This window comes from Nocardioides thalensis, from assembly GCF_013410655.1.
Classification (GTDB): Bacteria; Actinomycetota; Actinomycetes; order Propionibacteriales; family Nocardioidaceae; genus Nocardioides; species Nocardioides thalensis.
In genome coordinates this window covers 4,321,231-4,339,998 of sequence record NZ_JACCFP010000001.1, presented here as the reverse complement: position 1 = coordinate 4,339,998, position 18,768 = coordinate 4,321,231, and the positions used below count along the sequence as shown (strand labels likewise).

The 18,768-nt window shown below is 72.7% G+C and carries 18 protein-coding genes; 10 read left to right on the top strand and 8 right to left on the bottom strand.

The genetic code is table 11. The annotated features are described in order from the left end of the window. The first annotated feature begins 42 nt into the window (after positions 1 to 42). The 3 genes from HNR19_RS21080 to HNR19_RS21070 are packed head-to-tail and all read left to right on the top strand — an operon-like array spanning position 43 to position 2,898. Entirely contained in the window at positions 43 to 837 is a 795-nt protein-coding gene (locus HNR19_RS21080; protein ID WP_179669785.1) for an alpha/beta hydrolase, read from the top strand. A 19-nt stretch (positions 838 to 856) separates the two neighbouring features. Beyond that, positions 857 to 1,627, top strand: coding sequence for an MBL fold metallo-hydrolase (locus HNR19_RS21075; protein WP_179669784.1), 771 nt, complete (start codon positions 857 to 859; stop codon positions 1,625 to 1,627). A 29-nt stretch (positions 1,628 to 1,656) separates the two neighbouring features. Then, the gene (locus HNR19_RS21070; RefSeq protein ID WP_343047308.1) at positions 1,657 to 2,898 is read left to right on the top strand and encodes a cytochrome P450; all 1,242 of its coding nucleotides are present in this window, start codon (positions 1,657 to 1,659) and stop codon (positions 2,896 to 2,898) included. Here HNR19_RS21070 and HNR19_RS21065 read toward each other — a convergent pair. Continuing rightward, positions 2,873 to 4,021 (bottom strand): ROK family protein, encoded by a 1,149-nt coding sequence (locus HNR19_RS21065; RefSeq protein WP_179669783.1) that lies wholly within the window; start codon positions 4,019 to 4,021, stop codon positions 2,873 to 2,875. The genes HNR19_RS21070 and HNR19_RS21065 overlap by 26 nt on opposite strands. A gap of 272 nt (positions 4,022 to 4,293) precedes the next feature. Between HNR19_RS21065 and HNR19_RS21060 the strand changes: the two genes are divergently transcribed. Further along, positions 4,294 to 5,250: a TauD/TfdA dioxygenase family protein gene (locus tag HNR19_RS21060; protein ID WP_179669782.1), complete on the top strand. Its 957-nt coding sequence runs from the start codon at positions 4,294 to 4,296 to the stop codon at positions 5,248 to 5,250. Positions 5,251 to 5,352: 102 nt separating this feature from the next. On the opposite strand, the gene HNR19_RS21055 is transcribed toward HNR19_RS21060, so the two are convergent. The 3 genes from HNR19_RS21055 to HNR19_RS21045 form a co-directional block, all read right to left on the bottom strand. Beyond that, entirely contained in the window at positions 5,353 to 6,207 is an 855-nt protein-coding gene (locus HNR19_RS21055; RefSeq protein ID WP_343047307.1) for a sigma-70 family RNA polymerase sigma factor, read from the bottom strand. Between the two features lie 25 nt (positions 6,208 to 6,232). After that, positions 6,233 to 7,537, bottom strand: coding sequence for an MFS transporter (locus HNR19_RS21050; protein WP_343047306.1), 1,305 nt, complete (start codon positions 7,535 to 7,537; stop codon positions 6,233 to 6,235). 71 nt (positions 7,538 to 7,608) lie between these two features. After that, positions 7,609 to 9,189, bottom strand: coding sequence for a hypothetical protein (locus HNR19_RS21045; protein ID WP_179669780.1), 1,581 nt, complete (start codon positions 9,187 to 9,189; stop codon positions 7,609 to 7,611). Positions 9,190 to 9,364: 175 nt separating this feature from the next. On the opposite strand from HNR19_RS21045, the gene HNR19_RS21040 reads away from it, so the two are divergent. The 5 genes from HNR19_RS21040 to HNR19_RS21020 all read left to right on the top strand — a co-directional run bounded on the left by HNR19_RS21040 (position 9,365) and on the right by HNR19_RS21020 (position 15,303). Then, on the top strand, positions 9,365 to 9,727 hold the full coding sequence (locus tag HNR19_RS21040) for a YciI family protein (RefSeq protein ID WP_179669779.1): 363 nt from the start codon (positions 9,365 to 9,367) through the stop codon (positions 9,725 to 9,727). Continuing rightward, positions 9,724 to 10,935: a sigma-70 family RNA polymerase sigma factor gene (locus tag HNR19_RS21035; RefSeq protein ID WP_179669778.1), complete on the top strand. Its 1,212-nt coding sequence runs from the start codon at positions 9,724 to 9,726 to the stop codon at positions 10,933 to 10,935. The genes HNR19_RS21040 and HNR19_RS21035 overlap by 4 nt, the downstream gene beginning before the upstream one ends. A gap of 121 nt (positions 10,936 to 11,056) precedes the next feature. Then, complete coding sequence (locus tag HNR19_RS21030; protein ID WP_343047305.1) at positions 11,057 to 13,018, top strand: M3 family metallopeptidase; 1,962 nt, start codon at positions 11,057 to 11,059, stop codon at positions 13,016 to 13,018. A 185-nt stretch (positions 13,019 to 13,203) separates the two neighbouring features. Further along, positions 13,204 to 13,923 (top strand): PadR family transcriptional regulator, encoded by a 720-nt coding sequence (locus HNR19_RS21025; protein ID WP_179669776.1) that lies wholly within the window; start codon positions 13,204 to 13,206, stop codon positions 13,921 to 13,923. A 33-nt stretch (positions 13,924 to 13,956) separates the two neighbouring features. Beyond that, positions 13,957 to 15,303 (top strand): hypothetical protein, encoded by a 1,347-nt coding sequence (locus HNR19_RS21020; RefSeq protein WP_179669775.1) that lies wholly within the window; start codon positions 13,957 to 13,959, stop codon positions 15,301 to 15,303. Between the two features lie 10 nt (positions 15,304 to 15,313). Here HNR19_RS21020 and HNR19_RS21015 read toward each other — a convergent pair whose 3' ends face one another. The 4 genes from HNR19_RS21015 to HNR19_RS21000 form a co-directional block, all read right to left on the bottom strand. Continuing rightward, on the bottom strand, positions 15,314 to 16,378 hold the full coding sequence (locus HNR19_RS21015; protein ID WP_179669774.1) for a serine/threonine-protein kinase: 1,065 nt from the start codon (positions 16,376 to 16,378) through the stop codon (positions 15,314 to 15,316). 35 nt (positions 16,379 to 16,413) lie between these two features. Further along, positions 16,414 to 17,343, bottom strand: coding sequence for a GNAT family N-acetyltransferase (locus tag HNR19_RS21010; protein WP_343047304.1), 930 nt, complete (start codon positions 17,341 to 17,343; stop codon positions 16,414 to 16,416). 78 nt (positions 17,344 to 17,421) lie between these two features. Then, on the bottom strand, positions 17,422 to 17,979 hold the full coding sequence (locus HNR19_RS21005) for a YceI family protein (protein WP_179669773.1): 558 nt from the start codon (positions 17,977 to 17,979) through the stop codon (positions 17,422 to 17,424). 188 nt (positions 17,980 to 18,167) lie between these two features. Then, the gene (locus HNR19_RS21000; RefSeq protein WP_179669772.1) at positions 18,168 to 18,305 is read right to left on the bottom strand and encodes a hypothetical protein; all 138 of its coding nucleotides are present in this window, start codon (positions 18,303 to 18,305) and stop codon (positions 18,168 to 18,170) included. A 195-nt stretch (positions 18,306 to 18,500) separates the two neighbouring features. On the opposite strand from HNR19_RS21000, the gene HNR19_RS20995 reads away from it, so the two are divergent. After that, entirely contained in the window at positions 18,501 to 18,764 is a 264-nt protein-coding gene (locus HNR19_RS20995; protein WP_425490700.1) for a hypothetical protein, read from the top strand. The last annotated feature ends 4 nt before the right edge of the window (positions 18,765 to 18,768 follow it).

Sequence of the window (18,768 nt, the reverse complement as noted above, 5' to 3'; positions counted from 1 at the left end):
GCCCGAAAACTAGGGCGGACCCCGTCCCGAAAGGACCGCCCCATGCAACCCGATACCATCGTCCTCGTCCACGGCTTCTGGGTGACGCCGCGGAGCTGGGAGCACTGGATCACCCACTACGAGGCCAAGGGGTTCCGGGTGCTCGCGCCCGGCTACCCCGGGTTCGACGTGGAGGTCGAGGCGCTCCGCGCCGACCCGCAGATCATCGTCGACCTCACCGTCCCGAAGATCATCGAGGCCCTCGAGAGCGTGATCTCCACCCTCGACAGCCCGCCGATCATCATCGGCCACTCGGCCGGCGGCGCGTTCACGCAGATCCTCCTCGACCACGGCTACGGCGCCGCCGGCGTCGCGATGAACTCGGCTCCCACCGAGGGCGTGCGCGTCGTACCCCCGTCCCAGGTGAAATCGACGTTCCCCGTGCTCAAGAGCCCCGGCAACCGGCACCGCGCCGTCGGGCTGGACCTCGACCAGTGGCGCTACGCGTTCACCAACACGTTCCCCGAGGACGAGGTCGTGACGACCTTCGAGCGCTATCACATCCCCGCCAACGGCGGGATCCTGTGGGGCTCGGTGCTGGCGAACTTCCAGCCCGGCCACCAAGACACCTGGGTCGACTACAAGAACGACAAGCGCGCACCCCTGCTGTTCGTGTCCGGCTCCGAGGACCACATCATGCCGCCGGCGGTGCAGCGATCGAACGCGAAGCACTACCGGTCGGCGACGGTCACCGAGATCAAGGAGTACGACGGCTACGCGCACCTGCTGCCCGCGCAGGAGGGCTGGCAGGCCATCGCCGACGAGGTGCTGGAGTGGGCACTGGCCCACGCGCAGTGATCCGCGCGAGGATCGGCCGGTGATCATCACCCACATCGGCGGACCCACCGCGATCGTCGAGATCGGCGGCTGGCGGCTGCTGACCGACCCCACCTTCGACCCCGCCGGTGGCCACTACGCCTTCGGCTGGGGCACGTCGTCGGACAAGGTCACCGGCCCGGCGGTCGCGGCCGACGCGCTGGGCGCGGTGGACGCGGTGCTGCTGACCCACGACCAGCACGGCGACAACCTCGACGCTGCCGGCCGCGCGCTGCTGCCCTCCGTGCCGGTGGTGGTCACGACGACCGCCGCGGCGCGGAGGCTCGGGCACGCCGACCCCCGGGGCCTGGCGCCGGGGGCGACCGCGGTGCTCGAGGGTGACGGCCGGGAGCGGGTCGAGATCACCGCGACTCCCGCCCGGCACGGCCCGCCGCTCTCGCGGCCGATCGTGGGCGAGGTGGCCGGCTTCCTCGTGCGCTGCGCCGGCGAGATCGCCTGGGTCACCGGCGACACCGTGCTGTACGGCGGACTGCGCCGCGCGCTGGCCGGCGTCGACATCGACGTGATGCTGCTGCACGCGGGCGGGGTCCGTTTCCCGATCACCGGCCCGCTGCGCTACACGATGACGGGCGCGCGGGCGGTCGAACTGCTCTCGGTCGTGCGGCCGCGGGTCGCCGTACCCGTCCACTACGAGGGGTGGTCGCACTTCCGCGACGGCCGCGCCGGCCTCGAGGCGGCTCTCGCCGCCGCGCCCGCCGATGTCCGCTCCCGGGTTCGGTGGCTGGTGCCCGGCGACCCGACTGCGCTGTAACTCAGTGTGACGACCGCTACCTTGGCGTTGTGACCGGTCACAGCACCGAGGGTGCGGACGTAACACTGAGTTACCGCCCGGGTGGCGGCGAGGCCTGGCGCTCACCCTGGGCGTCCTACGCGTGGCTGCGCGACCACGACCCGGTGCACCACGTCGTGCCGGAGCGGCATCCGGAGCACGACTACTACGTGCTGAGCCGGCACGCCGACGTGGTGGCCGCGGCGGTCGACACCGAGACGTTCTCCAGCGCCCGCGGGCTGACCGTGGCCTACGACGACCTCGAGCGGATCGGCCTCGCCGACAACCCGCCGTTCGTGATGACCGACCCGCCCGTGCACACGGCCTTCCGCCGGCTCGTCGCGCGCGGGTTCACGCCGCGGCAGGTGCGGGAGATCGAGCCCGCGGTGCGGACGTTCGTGGTCGACCGGGTGGAGAGGCTGCGCCGCGACGGCGGCGGTGACATCGTCGCCGAGCTGTTCAAGCCGCTGCCGAGCATGGTCGTCGCGCACTACCTCGGCGTGCCCGAGGAGGACCGCCGCCGGTTCGACGACTGGACCGGCGCGATCGTCGCGGCCAACGCCGCGGAGGGCGCGGACGGCGCTGTCTCGGGCGCGGCGAGCGCGACCGCCGAGCTGCTCGCCTACTTCGGCGACCTCGTCGAGCGGCGCCGGCGCGACCCGGGCGACGACACGGTCTCCCACCTCGTCGCCGCCTCGGAGGCGGGGGAGGAGGGCGCGCCCGACCTCGTCGCGATCCTCGGCTTCGTCTTCACGATGGTCACCGGCGGCAACGACACCACCACGGGCGCTCTCGGCGGCGCCGTACAGCTGCTGGCCGAGGCGCCCGAGCAGCGCGTCGCCCTCGCGGCCGACCCCGCGCTGGTGCCGGACGCCGTGGAGGAGTTCCTGCGCCTGACCTCACCGGTCCAGTGCCTCGGCCGTACGGCGACGCGGGACGTCGAGGTGCACGACACGGTCATCCCGGCCGGTCGGAAGGTCCTGCTGCTGTACGGCGCCGCGAACCGCGACCCGCGCAAGTACGGCGCCGACGCCGACGAGCTCGACGTGCGCCGCCGCCCGACCCAGATCCTGACGTTCAGCCAGGGGCACCACCACTGCCTCGGTGCGGCGGCCGCGCGGATGCAGAGCGTGGTCGCGCTCACCGAGCTGCTGGCGAGCATCCCCGACTTCGAGGTCGACCTCGACGCGGTGACGTGGGCGCCCGGCGCCTACGTCCGCCGGCCGGTCACCGTGCCGCTCGTGTGCCGCTAGACGGCACCACGGCGAGCGGGTCGTCGTAGACCGCGCCGAGCCCGATGGTGCACGCGGCGATCGCCTGGATGCCCGCGCCGAAGCGGGTGAACGAGACCGGCAGCGGCGGCAGCGCGGTCGTGTCCTCGAACGCGAGCACCACCTCGTCGAGCACCCACGGGCAGCCGGTGAACGCCTGCCCGACGAGGATCACGCGGTCCGGCGCGATGATGTCGCGCACCGACGCCGCGACCTCGCCGAGCACCCGTGCGCGCCGGCGGAGGAGGGCGAGCACCGGGTCGGCGCCGGCGGCGCCGTACACGCTCTCGATCGTGGGCTCCGTGACCAGGCCCGCCTCGACCGCCTCGCGGACCACCGCCTCGTCGCCGGCGGTCGCCTGGAGGCAGCCGGTGCGGCCGCACTCGCAGGGGATGCCCGAGCCGGTGGGGAAGTGGGTGAGCGACCCCACCCGGGAGATCTCGGTCTGCACGCCCTTGTCCACCGCGACGGCGAACCCGAGGGTGTCGCGGGCGTAGACGTAGAGCGTCACGCCCGGTGTGCCGTGGCGGCGGTGGAAGAACTCGGTGGCGGCCACGGCGGCGATGTGGTCGCCCGTGCGTACGTCGAGCCCGGTGAGGTCGTGCAGGTCGCGGCCGAGTGCCTCCGGCTCGAGCTCGAGCTCGCGCCACGGGCCGACCAGGCCCGCGGCCAGCGGCTCGCGACCCGGCAGGCCGCCGAGCAGCGTCGCGGCGGCGCGGCTGAGGCGGTCGAGGTCGGGGTCGGCGCCCGGACGGCGCCGCACCGTGTCGTGCGCGACCACCTTGCCGGTGAGGTCGCCGAGGGCGACGGTCGCGATCCGCCGGCCCACGTGCACTCCGATGGTCACGTAGCGCCGGGTGTCGACCTCCACCGGCGTGCCCGGCCGGCCGACGGTGCCCAGCCGCCCCTGGTCGGGCCGCTCGCGGAGCACCCCCGACTCCACGAGGTGGCCGACCGCGCGGCCGACGGTGGCGACGCTGAGCCCGGTACGGGCCGCGATCTCGTCGCGGTGGACGACCCCCGCGGCGCGGACCTGCTCGAGCACCTGCGCGGCGGCGGAGCCGAACCTGCCACGGGCCACGGTGATCATCGGCGACGGTTGCACGTCTGCTCCTTCGGGGTCGGTATCCGGTTTCGACTCGGGATGAGTGCAATATGTCTACCAGATAACTCAACAAACACGAGTAGGCGGTCCGGGTGTCGATCGGGTGTCGACTCGGGCGGGGATCCGGGCGGTGGTCCGGACGGCGATCTCGACGGCCCGGCGGGCCCGCGCTTTCGGCGCAGCGGGATCCGAATCCTTGTCCGCGACGGCGCGGATCCGGACCTTTGGTGGCGGTGCGAAACGTCCCCACTTCCCATCCCGAGAGGACCGTCATGACCACCCTGATCGACCCCGAGTCCGCCACCCGCCCGGGCTACTCCGCGATCACCGTCCGCAAGCTGGGCAGCCGGATCGGCGCCCGCATCGACGGCGTCCGGCTCACCGGCGACCTGCCCGAGGAGACCGTCGCCGAGATCCGCGCCGCGATCCTGGAGCACAAGGTCGTGTTCTTCCGGAACCAGAACCACCTCGACGACGACGCCCAGATCGCGTTCGGCGAGCGGCTCGGCCCGCTGACCACCGCCCACCCGACCGTCAACACCGGCAGCGCCCGCGTGCTGTCCCTCAAGGCCACGCGCGGCATGGCGGCCAACTCCTGGCACACCGACGTCACGTTCGTCGACCGCGTGCCGGCGTTCTCGATCCTGCGCGGCGTCACGATCCCGGAGTACGGCGGCAGCACCAACTGGGCCAACACCGCGACGGCGTACGAGACCCTGCCGCCGCAGCTGAAGGCGCTCGTCGACGGCCTGTGGGCGGTGCACTCCAACGACTACGACTACGCCCACCAGTACGGCGAGGACGGCAGCACCCGCGACGAGGACACCGACTTCTACCGCCAGCAGTTCGCCGCGACGATCTACCAGACCGAGCACCCGGTCGTGCGGGTCCACCCGGAGACCGGCGAGCGGTCGCTGGTGCTCGGGCACTTCGTGAAGCAGTTCAGCGGCTTCAACCAGAAGGAGAGCGCCGTGCTCTTCAACCTGCTCCAGGACCGGGTCACCAAGCTCGAGAACACCGTGCGGTGGACCTGGACCCAGGGCGACGTCGCGATCTGGGACAACCGCGCCACCCAGCACTACGCGGTCGCCGACTTCGACACCCAGGTGCGCGAGGTTCGCCGGATCACGGTGCAGGGCGACGTGCCGGTCGGCATCGACGGCCGCACCAGCCGCGTGATCCAGGGCGACGCCAGCGTCTACAACCGCCTGGACGAGCTCATCCGCTGAGCGTCCTCCCCCGATCGTGGCGGCGAACCACACCACTCCCGCCGCTACGGCCCGAGCCCTCCCGCGCGCACCCGCGGGAGGGCTCGGTCGCGTCGGGAGTCCTCAGCGCGCGAGGTCGAGCGACGCCAGCACGTCGGGGTCGCCCAGCTGCTCGATCTCGACGATCCGGCCCTCGTCGTTGATGACGAAGCCGAACACGACCTGCGGCACCCGGTGCAGCTGCCAGACGCCCGCGGCGTAGCCGTCGAGCGTCGTCGTGAGCACCGCCCGGGCCTGCCCGTTGAACCGCTCGGCGACCGCCTGGGCACCGGCGATCACCGGCTTGCCGCCCATCTTGACGATGCCGCCGTCGGCGCGGATCACCGCGTCCGGGTCGAGCAGCTCGAGGAGCTTGTCGAACTCGCCGGCCTTCGAGGCGGCGAAGAACGCGTCGACGACCCGCTGCTGCCGGGCCTTCGACTCCGCGAGCTCCGCGGCCGACGGGTCCTGCACGCGCCGCCGGCCCCGGCTGGCGAGCTGGCGCACGGCGGCCGGCGTACGGCCGGTGATCGCGGAGATCTCGTCGAACGGAAGCGCGAAGAGGTCGTGCAGCACGAACGCCAGCCGCTCCGCGGGGGAGAGCAGGTCGAGCACGACCAGCAGCGCGGCGTCGACCGAGTCGGCCAGCTCGGCCTCCGACGCCGGGTCGGGCACCGAGCCCGGCAGCTCCACGGGAACGTCGTCCAGCGGCGTCTCGCCACGGCGGCCGCGGCTGCGCAGCTTGTCGAGGCAGAGCCGGGAGACGACGGTCGTCAGCCAGGCCGCCGGCTTGTCGATGTCGGCGCGGTCGGCGGTCGACCACTTCAGCCACGCCTCCTGCACCACGTCGTCGGCGTCGTCGGTGCCGCCCAGCATCCGCACCGCCACCGCGCGCAGCCGGCCGCGCTCGTTCTCGAAGACCTCGGTCGCCTCGTCCACGTGCCCATCCTCCATCGCTAGGTGCTCAGGGTGCTGACGTGTCGGGCTCGCGATGTGTGACAGCGACGCGATACCGCCAGAACACCGGTACGGCGAGCGCGGCCACGGTGACGAGCACGACGACGAGCACCCCGCCACCTGCGGCCGCGGCCGCCGTACCGACCATGACCGCGGTCGCTCCGTGGGCGACGTCGGCGATGCGGGGGCCGCCTGCGACCACGACGATGAAGATGCCCTGGAGGCGGCCGCGCACCTCGTCGGACGCCGACGCCTGGAGCATGCTCATCCGGAAGGCCGCGGAGGCCATGTCGGCGGCACCGCCGACGACGAGCAGGAAGACGGCGGCCACGAGGAACCACCGCGCGGCGGCGGGGAACGCGTCGGCCATCCCGACGGCGATGCCGAAGCCGGTCATGGCCAGGCCCCACGCGACGATCGACCAGACCACGGCCGCGCCCTGCCTGCTGACGCGGGAGACCCAGCCCGAGAAGATGCCACCGACGACCGCGCCGGCCGGGATGCCCGCGAACAGCAGCGCGAAGGCGAGGCCGCCCTCCTCGGGCCCGGCGAAGCTCTCGTGCGCGATCTCGGGGAAGAGGGCGCGCGGCATGCCGAAGACCATCGCGATGATGTCGACGAGGAACGACATCATCAGCACCGGGTGGCCGCGCAGGTAGACGATGCCCTCGATGACCGACCGCAGCCCGGGCGTCCCGCCTGCGGCGCCCTCGACCGGGAGCCGCGGCAGCCGGACCACGGCCCAGAGCGTCGCCAGCAGGAGCACGCTGTCGGCCAGGTAGAGCCAGGCGTAGCCGGTGAACGGGATCAGCACGCCGGCGACGAGCGGCCCGGCGATCGCGCCCGCCTGCAGCACCGTCATGTTGAGGGAGTTCGCTGCGGGCAGCAGGTCGGCGTCGAGCAGCTTGGGCAGGATCGCGTTGCGGGTCGGCTGGTTGACCGCGAAGAACGCCTGCTGCACGGCGAACAGCGACAGCAGCACCCAGACGTTGGCGCCGCCGAGCGCGGCCTGGAGCCAGAAGAGCGCGCTGGTGCCGATCAGGCCGGTCGTCGTGACGACCAGCATCGTGCGCCGGTCGAAGACGTCGGCGAGCGCGCCGCCCCACAGGCCGAACACCACCAGCGGGACGAGCCCGAACACACCGGTGAGCCCGACGTACGCCGACGAGCCGGTCTCGGCGTAGATCTGCGCCGGCACCGCGACCACCGTCAGCTGGGCGCCGATGACGGTGACGATGTTGGCGGTCCAGAGCCGCCGGAAGTGCGGGTTGCGGAGGGGGCGGGTGTCGGCGACCAGGCCCCTCAGGTTCACCAGAAGATGCTAGAGGCCGGAGGTTCCGAGGCTCGTCGCTGGGGCACCTGGGCGTTTCGCGTCCTGCGTCCTCAACCACCGACGGGGGGCCAACAGTAGCGGTAGTAGGGCACGTCGTCGAAGAGAGTTTTCTCGTCCCACTCGCCCTCGACGAAGCTGCCGACCGCCTCGACGCCGCGCAGCAGCTTGCCGAGGGCGCCCTTGTCGAGCCGGCTCTCCTTGTCGACCGGCGACCGGAGCCCGGTCCGGTTGCCGAGCCGGGCCTGGAGGACGTCGCGCTCGTAGGCCGCCCACCGCTGGCGGCCCTCGGCGTACGCCGGCGAGTCGCGGTAGACCACGACCACGCGCGACCCGCCGCGGAACCGCCTGCGCAGCTGCCCGTCGGCCGCGACGTCGCTCTCCGCGCCGGTGGTCGTCACGTGGCCGGTGCCGCCGACGAAGTTGTCGGGGCGGTCCTGCGTGACCTGCGCGCTGTAACAGTCCTGCGGCCGCACGCCCACGATCGACAGGTAGCTGTGCAGCAGCTCGCCGGCCGTGCTCGGCAGGTAGGGGAACGGCGAGGGAACCGGCGGGCGCTTGTCCGGTCGGGGTGCGACGGCCTTGCGCACCTCGCCCCAGTTGAGCACGACGACCTGCGCCTCGGGATCCGGCACCACCTGGAGCAGCCGGGCCGCGGTCATCCGCTCGTGCGCGCCGGCTCCGGTCCCCGCGGGGTGCAGCGCGAGCAGCCCGGTCACGCCGATCAGGACGTACGGCGACGAGCCGCCGCCCTCCGCGCCGCCTCCGCCGCCGCTCGCGTCGACCGCGACCTGCCGGGCGAGCCCGAGGCACTGCTCGGGGCCGAGGTCGGCGAACCGGAGGTACTCCAGGCCCAGGTCCTCGTCGACGATCGACGGCTCGCCCGGGCGGCGGGCGGCCCAGGTATCGCGCGCGTCGAACGCGGCTGCGACCGCGGGCGCCACGGCCGGGAGCGCGGTCTGGGCAGCGTGCACGACCTCCCACTCCACGACCGCGGTCTTGCGGATGCCGAGGCCGCCGGGCAGGTGGTCGGGCACGCGCGCGACGCCGTACACGAGGTCCGGCCGTCCGGCCAGGCCCGAGCTGCCGAGCCACGCGCACAGCTGCTCGACGCTGCTCCTCGGCTCGGTCGCGATCCGAGTGAACGTGATCGGCTGCCGCTCCGGGGAGAGGTACGGCGTCCGCGCCTCCTCGCGCTGCGCGAGCTCGTGCGCCGCCTGCTCGCCGGGGTCGGCGCTCACCGGCGGCGGTGCCACCGGCGCCGGCTTCCTCCCGAGCGGGTTGCGCAGCGTCGCCTTGAGCTCCGCCTTGCTGTAGGCGAGCTGGTGCTGGAGGTTCATGTCGGTCATCCGCTCGCGGTCGGGGAGCGGACCGTAGAGCCAGTCGCCGGCTGGCCCGAACAGCACCCGGCGCTCCATCTCCCGCTCGATCGCCGCGTCGGCGTTCGCGGCCACGGTGGCGCGCGAGTCCGCCATCGCCTGCTCGTACTGCGCCCGCTGCTCCGGCGTCATCGCGGCGAGCTGCTCGGCGGACAGCTGGCCGCCGCTGGCCAGCGACTCCCGGCTGGCGGCCAGGCCCTGCCTGATCGCGTCCGGGCTCAGCGCCTGCCCGATCTGCTTGAGCTTGTTGAACACGGTCCGAGTGTCCGCGAGGCGGCGGGGCGCGCATCGGCGGGAGGGCGGAGTAGATACCCGGCTGATACCGCTGGAAAAAAGTCCGCGGAGGGTGTCGGATCGGGCGGGGGACGTTCGTGGAGAGGTCGTACGGGAGGTCGTCGGGACCCCCGCAACCCGCAGGAGGAGATCCGAGATGGCGCAGTACCTGATGGCCGTGCACGGCAACGAGGAGCAGTACGCCGAGATCGACGAGGCGACGATGCAGCAGATGTTCACCGACGTCGACGCGTTCAACAAGCGCCTCATGGACGAGGGCATCTGGGTCTTCGGCGGCGGGCTCGAGCCTGCCGACACCGCCACCGTCGTCGACGCCACCGGCGACGCGCCGGTCACCACCGACGGTCCCTACCTCGAGACCAAGGAGCACATCGGCGGCTTCTGGGTGGTCGAGGCTCCCGACCTCGACGCCGCGCTCAAGCTCGCCGCCGACGCGTCGAAGGCGTGCCAGGGCAAGGTCGAGGTCCGCCCCTTCCAGCCCGAGCCGCCCGCCGCGTGAGCGCCGCTCCCGCTGCGATCGAACGGGTCTTCCGCGAGGAGTACGGCCGGCTGATCGCCTCCCTGGTCCGCCGCTTCGGTGACATCGACATCGCCGAGGAGGCCGCAGGCGAGGCACTGCTGGTTGCGCTCGAACGGTGGCCCGCGGACGGCGTACCGCCGAACCCCGGAGGGTGGCTCACCACCACCGCCGGCAACCGCGCGATCGACCGGATCCGCCGGGAGAAGCTCCGCGACACCAAGCACCAGGCCGCACTCATGATCGAGGACGACACCCCGCACGAGCCGACCGGGCCGGTCGAGGACGACCGGCTGCGGCTCATCTTCACCTGCTGCCACCCGGCGCTCGCGCCCGAGGCCCGGGTCGCGCTGACCCTTCGGCTGCTCGGCGGCCTCACCGTGTCCGAGATCGCCGAGGCGTTCCTCGTGCCCGAGACGACGATGGGCCAGCGGATCACCCGCGCGAAGAAGAAGATCGCCGCGGCGAAGATCCCCTACCGCGTGCCCGACCACGAGGACCTCGCCGAACGGGTGGCGACGGTGCTCACCGTGCTCTTCCTCGTCTTCAACGAGGGTTACCTCTCGACCGGCGACGGCGCCCCGATCCGCGCCGAGCTGACCGGCGAGGCGATCCGGCTGGCGCGGATCCTGCACGGCCTGCTGCCCGAGCCGGAGGTGAAGGGCCTGCTCGCGCTGCTGCTCCTCACCGAGGCCCGGCGCGAGGCGCGGGTCCGCGGCGGCCAGCTGGTGCCGCTCCACGAGCAGGACCGCGGCGGCTGGGACCGCGCGCTGATCGCCGAGGGCCACGACCTGGTCCGCGAGTGCCTCGCCACCAACCGCCCCGGCCGGTTCCAGATCCTCGCCGCGATCAACGCCGTCCACACCGACGCGCCGACCGCGACGGCGACCGACTGGTCCCAGGTCGTCGCGCTCTACGACCAGCTGCTCCGCATCGACCCCTCGCCCGTCGTCCGGCTCAACCGCGCGGTCGCCGTCGCCGAGCTCGACGGCCCCGAGGTCGCGCTCGCCCTGGTCGACGCGCTCCCGCTCGACGGCTACCACGCCTGGCACGCCACCCGCGCCGACCTGCTGCGCCGGCTCGGCCGCAGCGCCGACGCCCGGGCGGCGTACGACGCCGCGATCGACGCGACCCAGAACTCCGCCGAGCGCGCCTACCTCTCCCGCAAGCGCGGCGAGCTCGTCGACTGACGAACCGGCACGGTTGGCGGGACGAACCGGCAGGGTTGGCGTGCCGAACCGGCACGGTTGGTGTGCCGAGCCGGCAGAAATGCCGGTCGAACGCGCGCGTTCGCTCGCCTACGCTGGCGCGGTGACCCTCGAGCCGCTCGCCCTGCCCACCTCCGACGACCCGACCGCCTGGGCCGACTGGGTCCGCACCCGGTCGCAGACCGAGCTGGACCTGGCCCGGGAGATCGTGGACAAGCTCCGCGGCGCCCCGGTCGAGGAGCCGCACGCCGTGCTGCGTGCCTGGGACGAGGCGGCGACGCACCTCGGCAACGTGGCCGCCTTCGGCTCGCTGTTCGGCAACGTGCACCCCGATGAGGGCGTGCGGGACCTCGCCGACGCTGCCGAGCAGGAGGCGCAGAAGGTCGCCACCGAGTGGAGCCTCGACCGCGCGCTCTACGAGGTGTTCGCCGCGATCGACGACACCGCGGTGGCCGACGACCGCCAGGCCGCCCGCCTGCTCGAGAAGGTCCGCAAGGACTTCCGGCGCTCCGGCGTCGACCGCGACGACGCGACCCGCACCCGCATCGCCGAGATCAAGGAGCGGCTCACCGAGCTCGACCAGGAGTTCAGCCGGGTCGTGCGCGACGACGTGCGCACCATCCGGGTCGAGCCGGAGCGGCTCGAGGGGCTGCCGGCCGACTGGCTCGAGGCGCACCCTGCTGACGACGACGGGCTGGTCACGGTCACGACCGACTACCCCGACGCCGTGCCGACGCGGATGTTCGCCCGCGACCAGGGCGTGCGCCGCGACATGAGCATCGCGTTCCTCGAGCGCGGCTGGCCCGCGACCGAGCCCCTGCTGCAGGAGATGTTCGCGCTCCGCCACGAGCTCGCCACGACGGTCGGGTTCCCTGACTGGCCGAGCTACGACGCCGACGTGAAGATGATCGGCACCGGCGAGGCCATCCCGGAGTTCATCGACAAGATCACCGCCGCCGCGCAGGAGCCGATGGAGAAGGACCTCGCGCTGCTCATGGAGCGCTACCGCCAGGACTTCCCCGACGCGGAGGTGATCGCGGCGTACGACGCGATCCACTACCAGGAGCTGGTCCGTCAGGAGCGCTACGACGTCGACTCCCAGCTGGTGCGCACCTACTTCGCGTTCGACAAGGTGCGGCAGGGCCTCCTCGACGTCACCGGCAAGCTGTTCGGCCTGCGCTACGAGCGTGTCGACGTGCCCGTCTGGCAGGAGGACGTCGCGGCGTACGACGTCTTCCCGATCGACGGCGAGGGCCGGCTCGGCCGCATCTATCTCGACCTCCACCCTCGCGAGGGCAAGTACAAGCACGCCGCGCAGTTCACGCTGACCGACGGCGTCGCCGGCCGACAGCTGCCCGAGGGCGTGCTCGTCTGCAACTTCTCCCGCGGCCTGATGGAGCACGACCACGTCGTGACCCTCTTCCACGAGTTCGGTCACCTGCTGCACCACGTGCTCGCCGGACACGGCGAGTGGGGCCGCTTCGCGGGCGTCGCCACCGAGTGGGACTTCGTCGAGGCGCCGAGCCAGATGCTCGAGGAGTGGGCGTGGCACCCCGACGTGCTGCGCACCTTCGCCACCAACGAGGCCGGCGAGCCGATCCCGGTGGAGCTGGTCGACGCGATGCGCGCGGCCGACGACTACGGCAAGGGCATCTACGCGCGCACCCAGATGTTCTACGCCTCGGTCTCCTACTGGTTCCACGCCGACCAGGCAGGGGAGGTCCGCGACCTCACCGAACGGATGGTGGAGCTCCAGGGGAAGTACGCCGCGCTGCCCTACCTCGAGGGCACCCACTTCTTCGCGGCCTTCGGCCACCTCGGCGGCTACAGCTCTGCCTACTACACCTACATGTGGTCGCTGGTGATCGCGAAAGACATGTTCAGCGCCTTCGACCCCGACGCCGCCGGCGGTGGGCTCTACTCCGACGCCAACCTCGAGATCGCCCGGCGCTACCGCGACCGCGTGCTCGTTCCCGGCGGCCAGCAGGACGCGGCCGACCTGGTCGCGGACTTCCTCGGCCGGCCGTTCTCGTTCGACGCCTACGCCGCCTGGCTGGCTCGCTGAGGGATCGACGTACCTGACGTTCTGGTCGACGATCGCCGCGATTTCCGACCAGTTCGTCAGGTACGTCGCCCCACGGGCTTGAGTCCTGGCTTTCGTCTGCGTACGATCACGATATATCGCGAAAGTCCGCCGATCGATCAAGAGTGAGTCGGCGCGCGATATCCACAGACGAAGGAGGTCCCGCCATGGGACACAGCTACGACCGGAGGATGGGGCCGTTCTGGCTCCAGGGCATCACTGCGATGGCCGATTGCGGGCCCGACCACGGCGCCCGCCACCAGCACCGCGGGGGCCCGTGGTCCTGGGCGACCGAGCAGGGCGGCCACCGCCACGGACCCGGAGGCATGGGCGGCCCGCCGCCGTGGCTCGCCGGGCTCTTCGGCATGGGTCGCCCCGAGCGCGGCCGCGGCCCGCGGGTCCGCCGCGGCGACGTACGCGCCGCGATCCTCGACGTGCTCCGCGCCGCGGCCGAGCGCGAGGAGTCGCCCAACGGCTACCAAGTGATCCAGCAGATCACCGACAAGAGCGGCGGCGCCTGGAAGCCGAGCCCCGGCTCGGTCTACCCGACGATCCAGCAGCTCGAGGACGAGGGCCTGGTCGAGGCCGACGACGAGCGCGGCCGCCGCGCCCTCCGGCTGACCGAGGCCGGTACGGCGTACTGCGCCGACAACGCCACCGAGCTCGAGGCGGTGTGGGTGCCGTTCCAGGAGCCCGCCGCGCAGCCGGGGTCAGGCCAGCCCAACGCCGACTTCAAGGCCGAGGTCGGCCAGGTCATGGGCGCTGTCTGGCAGGTCGTCACGACCGGCTCCGAGGCCCAGCGCGCCGCCGCGGTCGAGGTGCTCGTCGACGCCCGCCGCAAGCTCTACGGCATCCTCGCCGACGGCCCCGAGGCCACCGAGGAGTGAGGCACGCCCCGACGCGCGGCTAGTCTTCCGCGCGTGATCCTCCGCCACCCCGTCGTCGCGCTCGCCGCAACGGCGGGGTGGCTGCTGCTCACCACCGGGTACGGCGCTGCCGCGGCCGAGCCGGGGGTCGACCTGGGCGGCGCGCCGCTGCCGAACGGGAGGGGCAGCGCCGACCCCACGAACCCGACCGTGATCGAGGCCGGCCTGTGGGCCGACACCCTCGGCGCCGGCGCGAGCGACGGGGAGGTGCACCACTTCACCTACCGCCGGACAATGCAGGACAGCACCGTGCACATCGGCGTCATCGGCGCCCCGACGGCGGCGGGCAGCGGCACCGTGACCGTCGACGTGCTCGACCCGGACGAGGACTCGTGCGCGTCGGACTACGACTCGCCGGACTACGCCGTTCCCGAGGCCGTCTTCGGTGCGTCCGTCGTCGTCGGTCCCGACGAGCCTGACGACCGGGAGAGCGCGTGCCTCACCGCCGCCGAGCTCGACTTCACGATCACCCGCAGCAACGGCGAGGAGGGAGATCTCCCGATCGCGATCAAGGTCCTCGAGGAGGCGACGCCGTCCGCGGAGGGCCTCGAGGAGCTGCCCGGCGAGCCGCGCTACGACGTCGGCTCCCCCGGCGGCGACGCCGCGGAGGTGGCCGGCGCGGCGTCGTTCGACGACGCCCCGGAGGTCACCCCCGGCGACCCGGGCGCCGTCGTGACGACGACGATCCCCGAGGGCGAGGAGCGGCTCTGGAACGTGCCGGTCGGCTGGGGCCAGGGGCTGAGCGCGGTGGCCGAGGTGCCCGCCGTGGACCCGTCCGGGTTGTCCGAGGAGGACGCCAGCGAGCTGACCTACACCGCTCCCGGCGTCGACCTGCGCGTCATCGGCCCCGACCGCGACTCGATCAACGTCGGGCGCGACGACGCCGTCAACACCGGCGACTACGGCACCGACCCGCTGACCCTGGAGGTCGCGACCGTGCCGGTGAACTACCTCAACCGGTTCGAGGGCCGGCGCCCCACGCTGCCCGGCGACTTCTGGGTGGCGGTCGCCGTCGAGGACCTCCCGCCCGACGCGGCGCGCGACCGCGTCGACGTACCGGTGGAGCTGACGATCGCCGTCACCGACGGCCCCGACGGCGCGCCGACCTATCCCGGCACCGTGCTGTCGCCCGACGGTGAGGCCGGCCCGGCCGACTACGACCCGGAGACACCCTTCCTCATCGGCCCCGACCAGTTCTCCGCCGTCGCCTCCGACGTACCGGTCCTGCCCGGGGCCGAGGACGACGGCTGGTGGGGCCCGCGGAGGTACGCCGGCATCGGCCTGGCGGTCGCGAGCCTGGTCTGCTGCGGGCTCGGCGTCCGCCGCCTCCTCCTCCGCTGAGCCGCAGCGCTCAGCCGAGCAGCAGCCAGGCGGAGGCCAGCAGGCCCAACACGCCGGCGACGATCAGCGCCACCGCCGGCAAGCGGCTCGAGCCCGCCGGGTACGTCGGCGCCTGGGCGATGGTCCCGTTCGGCACGGCGTGGGTCGGCGGCGGTGGCGGCAGGACCGAGGTCAGCGGGGGGTACGGCGGCCGGGTCGTCGACGCGGTGCCGCCCTGCGTCGCCAGGCTCGGCGGGGGCGGCAGCGCGCCGTACTCGTCCACCACCTCGACGGGGTCGTGCGGGTCCGGTGGCAGCGCGAGCAGCGCGCGCAACGACGCGTGCCGGCGCAGCTCGGTCGCGCCGGGCCGGGCCGCGGGGTCGAAGGACGTCGCCGCCGCGATCAGGTCGACCACCAGGTCATGACGCGGGTCGCCGGTGCGCGGCGGCGCGGCGTCGCCGGCGGCGGGATCCGCCAGCGGTCGCCGGCCGGTGAGCATCTCGAGGGTGACCATGCCGAGGGCATAGATGTCCGCGCTGGGCGCCGGATCCGCGCCGGCCACCTGCTCGGGCGGCATGTAGCCCGGCGTGCCGATGACCATCGCGACCTGGGTGAGGCGCGGCTCGTCGGCGGGCACCGCGATCCCGAAGTCGGTGAGCCGCAGGTGCGGGGTGCCGCGACCCGTGGGCTCGAGCAGCAGGTTGCCCGGCTTCACGTCGCGATGGACGATCGCGGCCGCGTGCACCGCCTCCAGCGCCTGGAGCGTCTGGTCGACCAGGTGCCCGATCCACCGGGGCGGCAGCGCGCCGTACTTCTTGATCAGCCCGGCCACCGAGCCGCCGCGGACGAGCGGCATCGTGAACAGCACCCGGTCGTCGACTCCGGCCCACGACTCCGGGGTGACCACGTGGGTGTGGTCGATCCGCATCGACTGCTCGCGCACGAACCGCAGCAGCATCGCCGCGTCGGTCTGGCGCAGCATCTTCGCGGCCTTGACCCGGCCGTCGGTGTGGTCGAGCACCCGCCAGACGGTGCCCATCCCGCCCGAGGCGATCGGGTCGATCAGCTCGAAGCGCCCGGCGAAGACCTCACCCATGGCCGGGAGCCTAGCCACCCCGGAGCGGCGCGGGGTCAGAGGTTGATCGCGCGATGCACCCAGGTCGAGGACGGCCTCATGCCGACCTTCTCGTAGAGCGACAGCGCGCCGGTCCGGGAGTCGGTCGACAGCGACGACGTCACGGCGCCGTGCTCGCGGCCGGCGGCGAACGCGGCGACGAGCAGCGACTGCGCGAGGCCGCGGTTGCGGTGCTCGCGGGCAACGGCCAGCCGGTCGACGTAGGTGTCCTTCGGGCCGCCGTCCTCGCCGGCGGTGTTCCACACGAACGCGACGCCGGCGACGTCGCCGGCCGGGCCGGTGATCACCTGGAGGTGCCACGGCTCGAAGCCGGGCCGGTCCCACACCTGGGCGGTGAAGTCCTCGAGGCTCTGCCGCTCGCGGTCCGACCACTCGAGGAACGCGTCCTCGACGACCGTCCAGACCTGCTCGCGGTCGGCGTCGGTGGCCTCGCGGAGGGCGTAGCCCTCGGGCAGCGGCCGCTCGGCGATCCGCTCGCCCTCGTCGAGCCGCAGGACCCAGCTGGTCCAGCGCACGTGGTAGCCGAGGGACTCCAGCAGTACGTCGCCCGCGGAGCCCTCCGGGACGGGCATCCCCACGATCGTCGACCCGCGGCTGGCGGCCAGGTCGCGGATCCAGGCGGCGAGCCAGGTGCCGATGCCGCGGCCGCGGTGGGACGGGAGGACGGCGGCGTCGTACCGGTCCTTCCCGTCGAGCTCGGCGTAGGCGACGATCAGGTCGCCGTCGAGCACCGCGATCGAGCTGGCCGACAGGTCGCAGGAAGGACGCTGCCAGTCGCCGACGAGGTCGGCCTCCTCGATCTCGACGCTGCCGACGTCGTGGAGCTCCTGGGCAGCCATCAGCTCCCAGACGGCGCGGGAGTCGTCGATCGTCAGCGGTCGGGTGGTGAGGTCGCTCGGGAGAGCAGGGGCAGAAGTCGCAGGCACCCGGGGAGTGTGACTCACCCGGGTGCCGTGAGCGACCGAAATAACGGGGAAATCAGCCGCGAGGACGAACCAGCGCGATCAGGCGGACTTGATCGCGGAGATGTCGAACTCGAGCTTGATCTTCTCGGACACGAGGACGCCGCCGGTCTCGAGCGCGGCGTTCCAGGTCAGGCCCCAGTCCTTGCGGTTGACGGTGGTCGAGCCCTCGAAGCCGACGCGCACGTTGCCGAACGGGTCCTTCGCCGAGCCGTTCTCCTCGAACTCGATGGTGACCGGGTTGGTGATGCCCTTGATGGTGAGGTCGCCGGTGATCGTCCAGTCGTCGCCGTCGCGGGAGACCTCGGTGGAGGTGAACGTCCACTCGGGGTGCTTCTCGACGTCGAAGAAGTCTGCGGACTGGAGGTGGCCGTCGCGGTCGGCGCTGCCGGTGCTGACGCTGGCGGGACGGATGGTCAGGCTGACCGACGAGGCGGCCGGGTTGGCGGCGTCGATGTGGGCCGTGCCCTCCCAGTCGGCGAACTGGCCGCGGACCTTGGTCACGACCGCGTGGCGGGCGACGAAGCCGAGCCGGCTGTGGGAGGTGTCGAGCGTGTAGTCGCCGGAGATGTCGGTCAGGGCGGCGATGGTCTCGGTCATGGCAGGTAGCTCCTCGAGAGTGGGAAGTCGGATTTGATTGAAACCTCAACCACTCCTAATGAGGGGCGGGCCCGATTCATTCCCGTCCCGGCCGAATTTCTCCCGGGGAGCCGGAGCGGGCGGGAAATGCCGACGACCCGCGCCTCCCGAGGGAGGGCGGGTCGTCGAGAACGTGCGGGTGGGACCGGTCAGGCGGCGGCGTTGATCCTGGGCGCGGCCTGGTCGCCGACCGTGATCCAGCAGGCCTCCATGTGGGTGCGGCCGCGCTCGTCGGTCACCGGGACCCAGCGGAGCTCCAGTCGTCCGGACATCTGCGTGTCGTGCATGTGACACCTCCTGTTCACCTTTCGTTCACCAAGATACCACTTCCCCCACTCGGCGGGCGCATTCGGCCGAAATCCCCCGCTCTTCCTCCACTTCGGCCAGCGCCGGAGAGTAATCCGAGGCGTGAAGCCACCCCGATCTGCCCGAAATCGGGCAGGAAGTTGCCGAAGGCGACTCAGCGGCCGCATGATCGGAAGGTGAACGTCGACCCCCGCCTCCTCCGGCACGTCATGGCCGGCACCGGGCTGAGCGCCGCGGAGGCGACCCGGGTGGTGGAGGACGTCGTCGCGTTCCACGCCGAGCCGGTCGAGGACTACGTCCGCCGGCGGCACGCCGAGCTCAAGACGCACGGCGCGAAGAACGACGAGATCTTCGGCCTCCTGCGCGAGGAGCTCGCCTCCCGCGTCGTCGCGGCACCCGATCTCTCCGAGCGCCAGCTGCGCCGGATCGTCTACGGATAGGAAC

Bases quoted from the DNA above. Each gene is read 5' to 3' on its own strand.
- HNR19_RS21015 (WP_179669774.1), bottom strand. From the start codon at position 16,378: ATGGGTGAGGTCTTCGCCGGGCGCTTCGAGCTGATCGACCCGATCGCC.
- HNR19_RS21040 (WP_179669779.1), top strand. From the start codon at position 9,365: ATGGCGCAGTACCTGATGGCCGTGCACGGCAACGAGGAGCAGTACGCC.
- HNR19_RS21000 (WP_179669772.1), bottom strand. From the start codon at position 18,305: ATGCACGACACGCAGATGTCCGGACGACTGGAGCTCCGCTGGGTCCCG.
- HNR19_RS21005 (WP_179669773.1), bottom strand. From the start codon at position 17,979: ATGACCGAGACCATCGCCGCCCTGACCGACATCTCCGGCGACTACACG.
- HNR19_RS21080 (WP_179669785.1), top strand. From the start codon at position 43: ATGCAACCCGATACCATCGTCCTCGTCCACGGCTTCTGGGTGACGCCG.
- HNR19_RS21025 (WP_179669776.1), top strand. From the start codon at position 13,204: ATGGGACACAGCTACGACCGGAGGATGGGGCCGTTCTGGCTCCAGGGC.
- HNR19_RS21060 (WP_179669782.1), top strand. From the start codon at position 4,294: ATGACCACCCTGATCGACCCCGAGTCCGCCACCCGCCCGGGCTACTCC.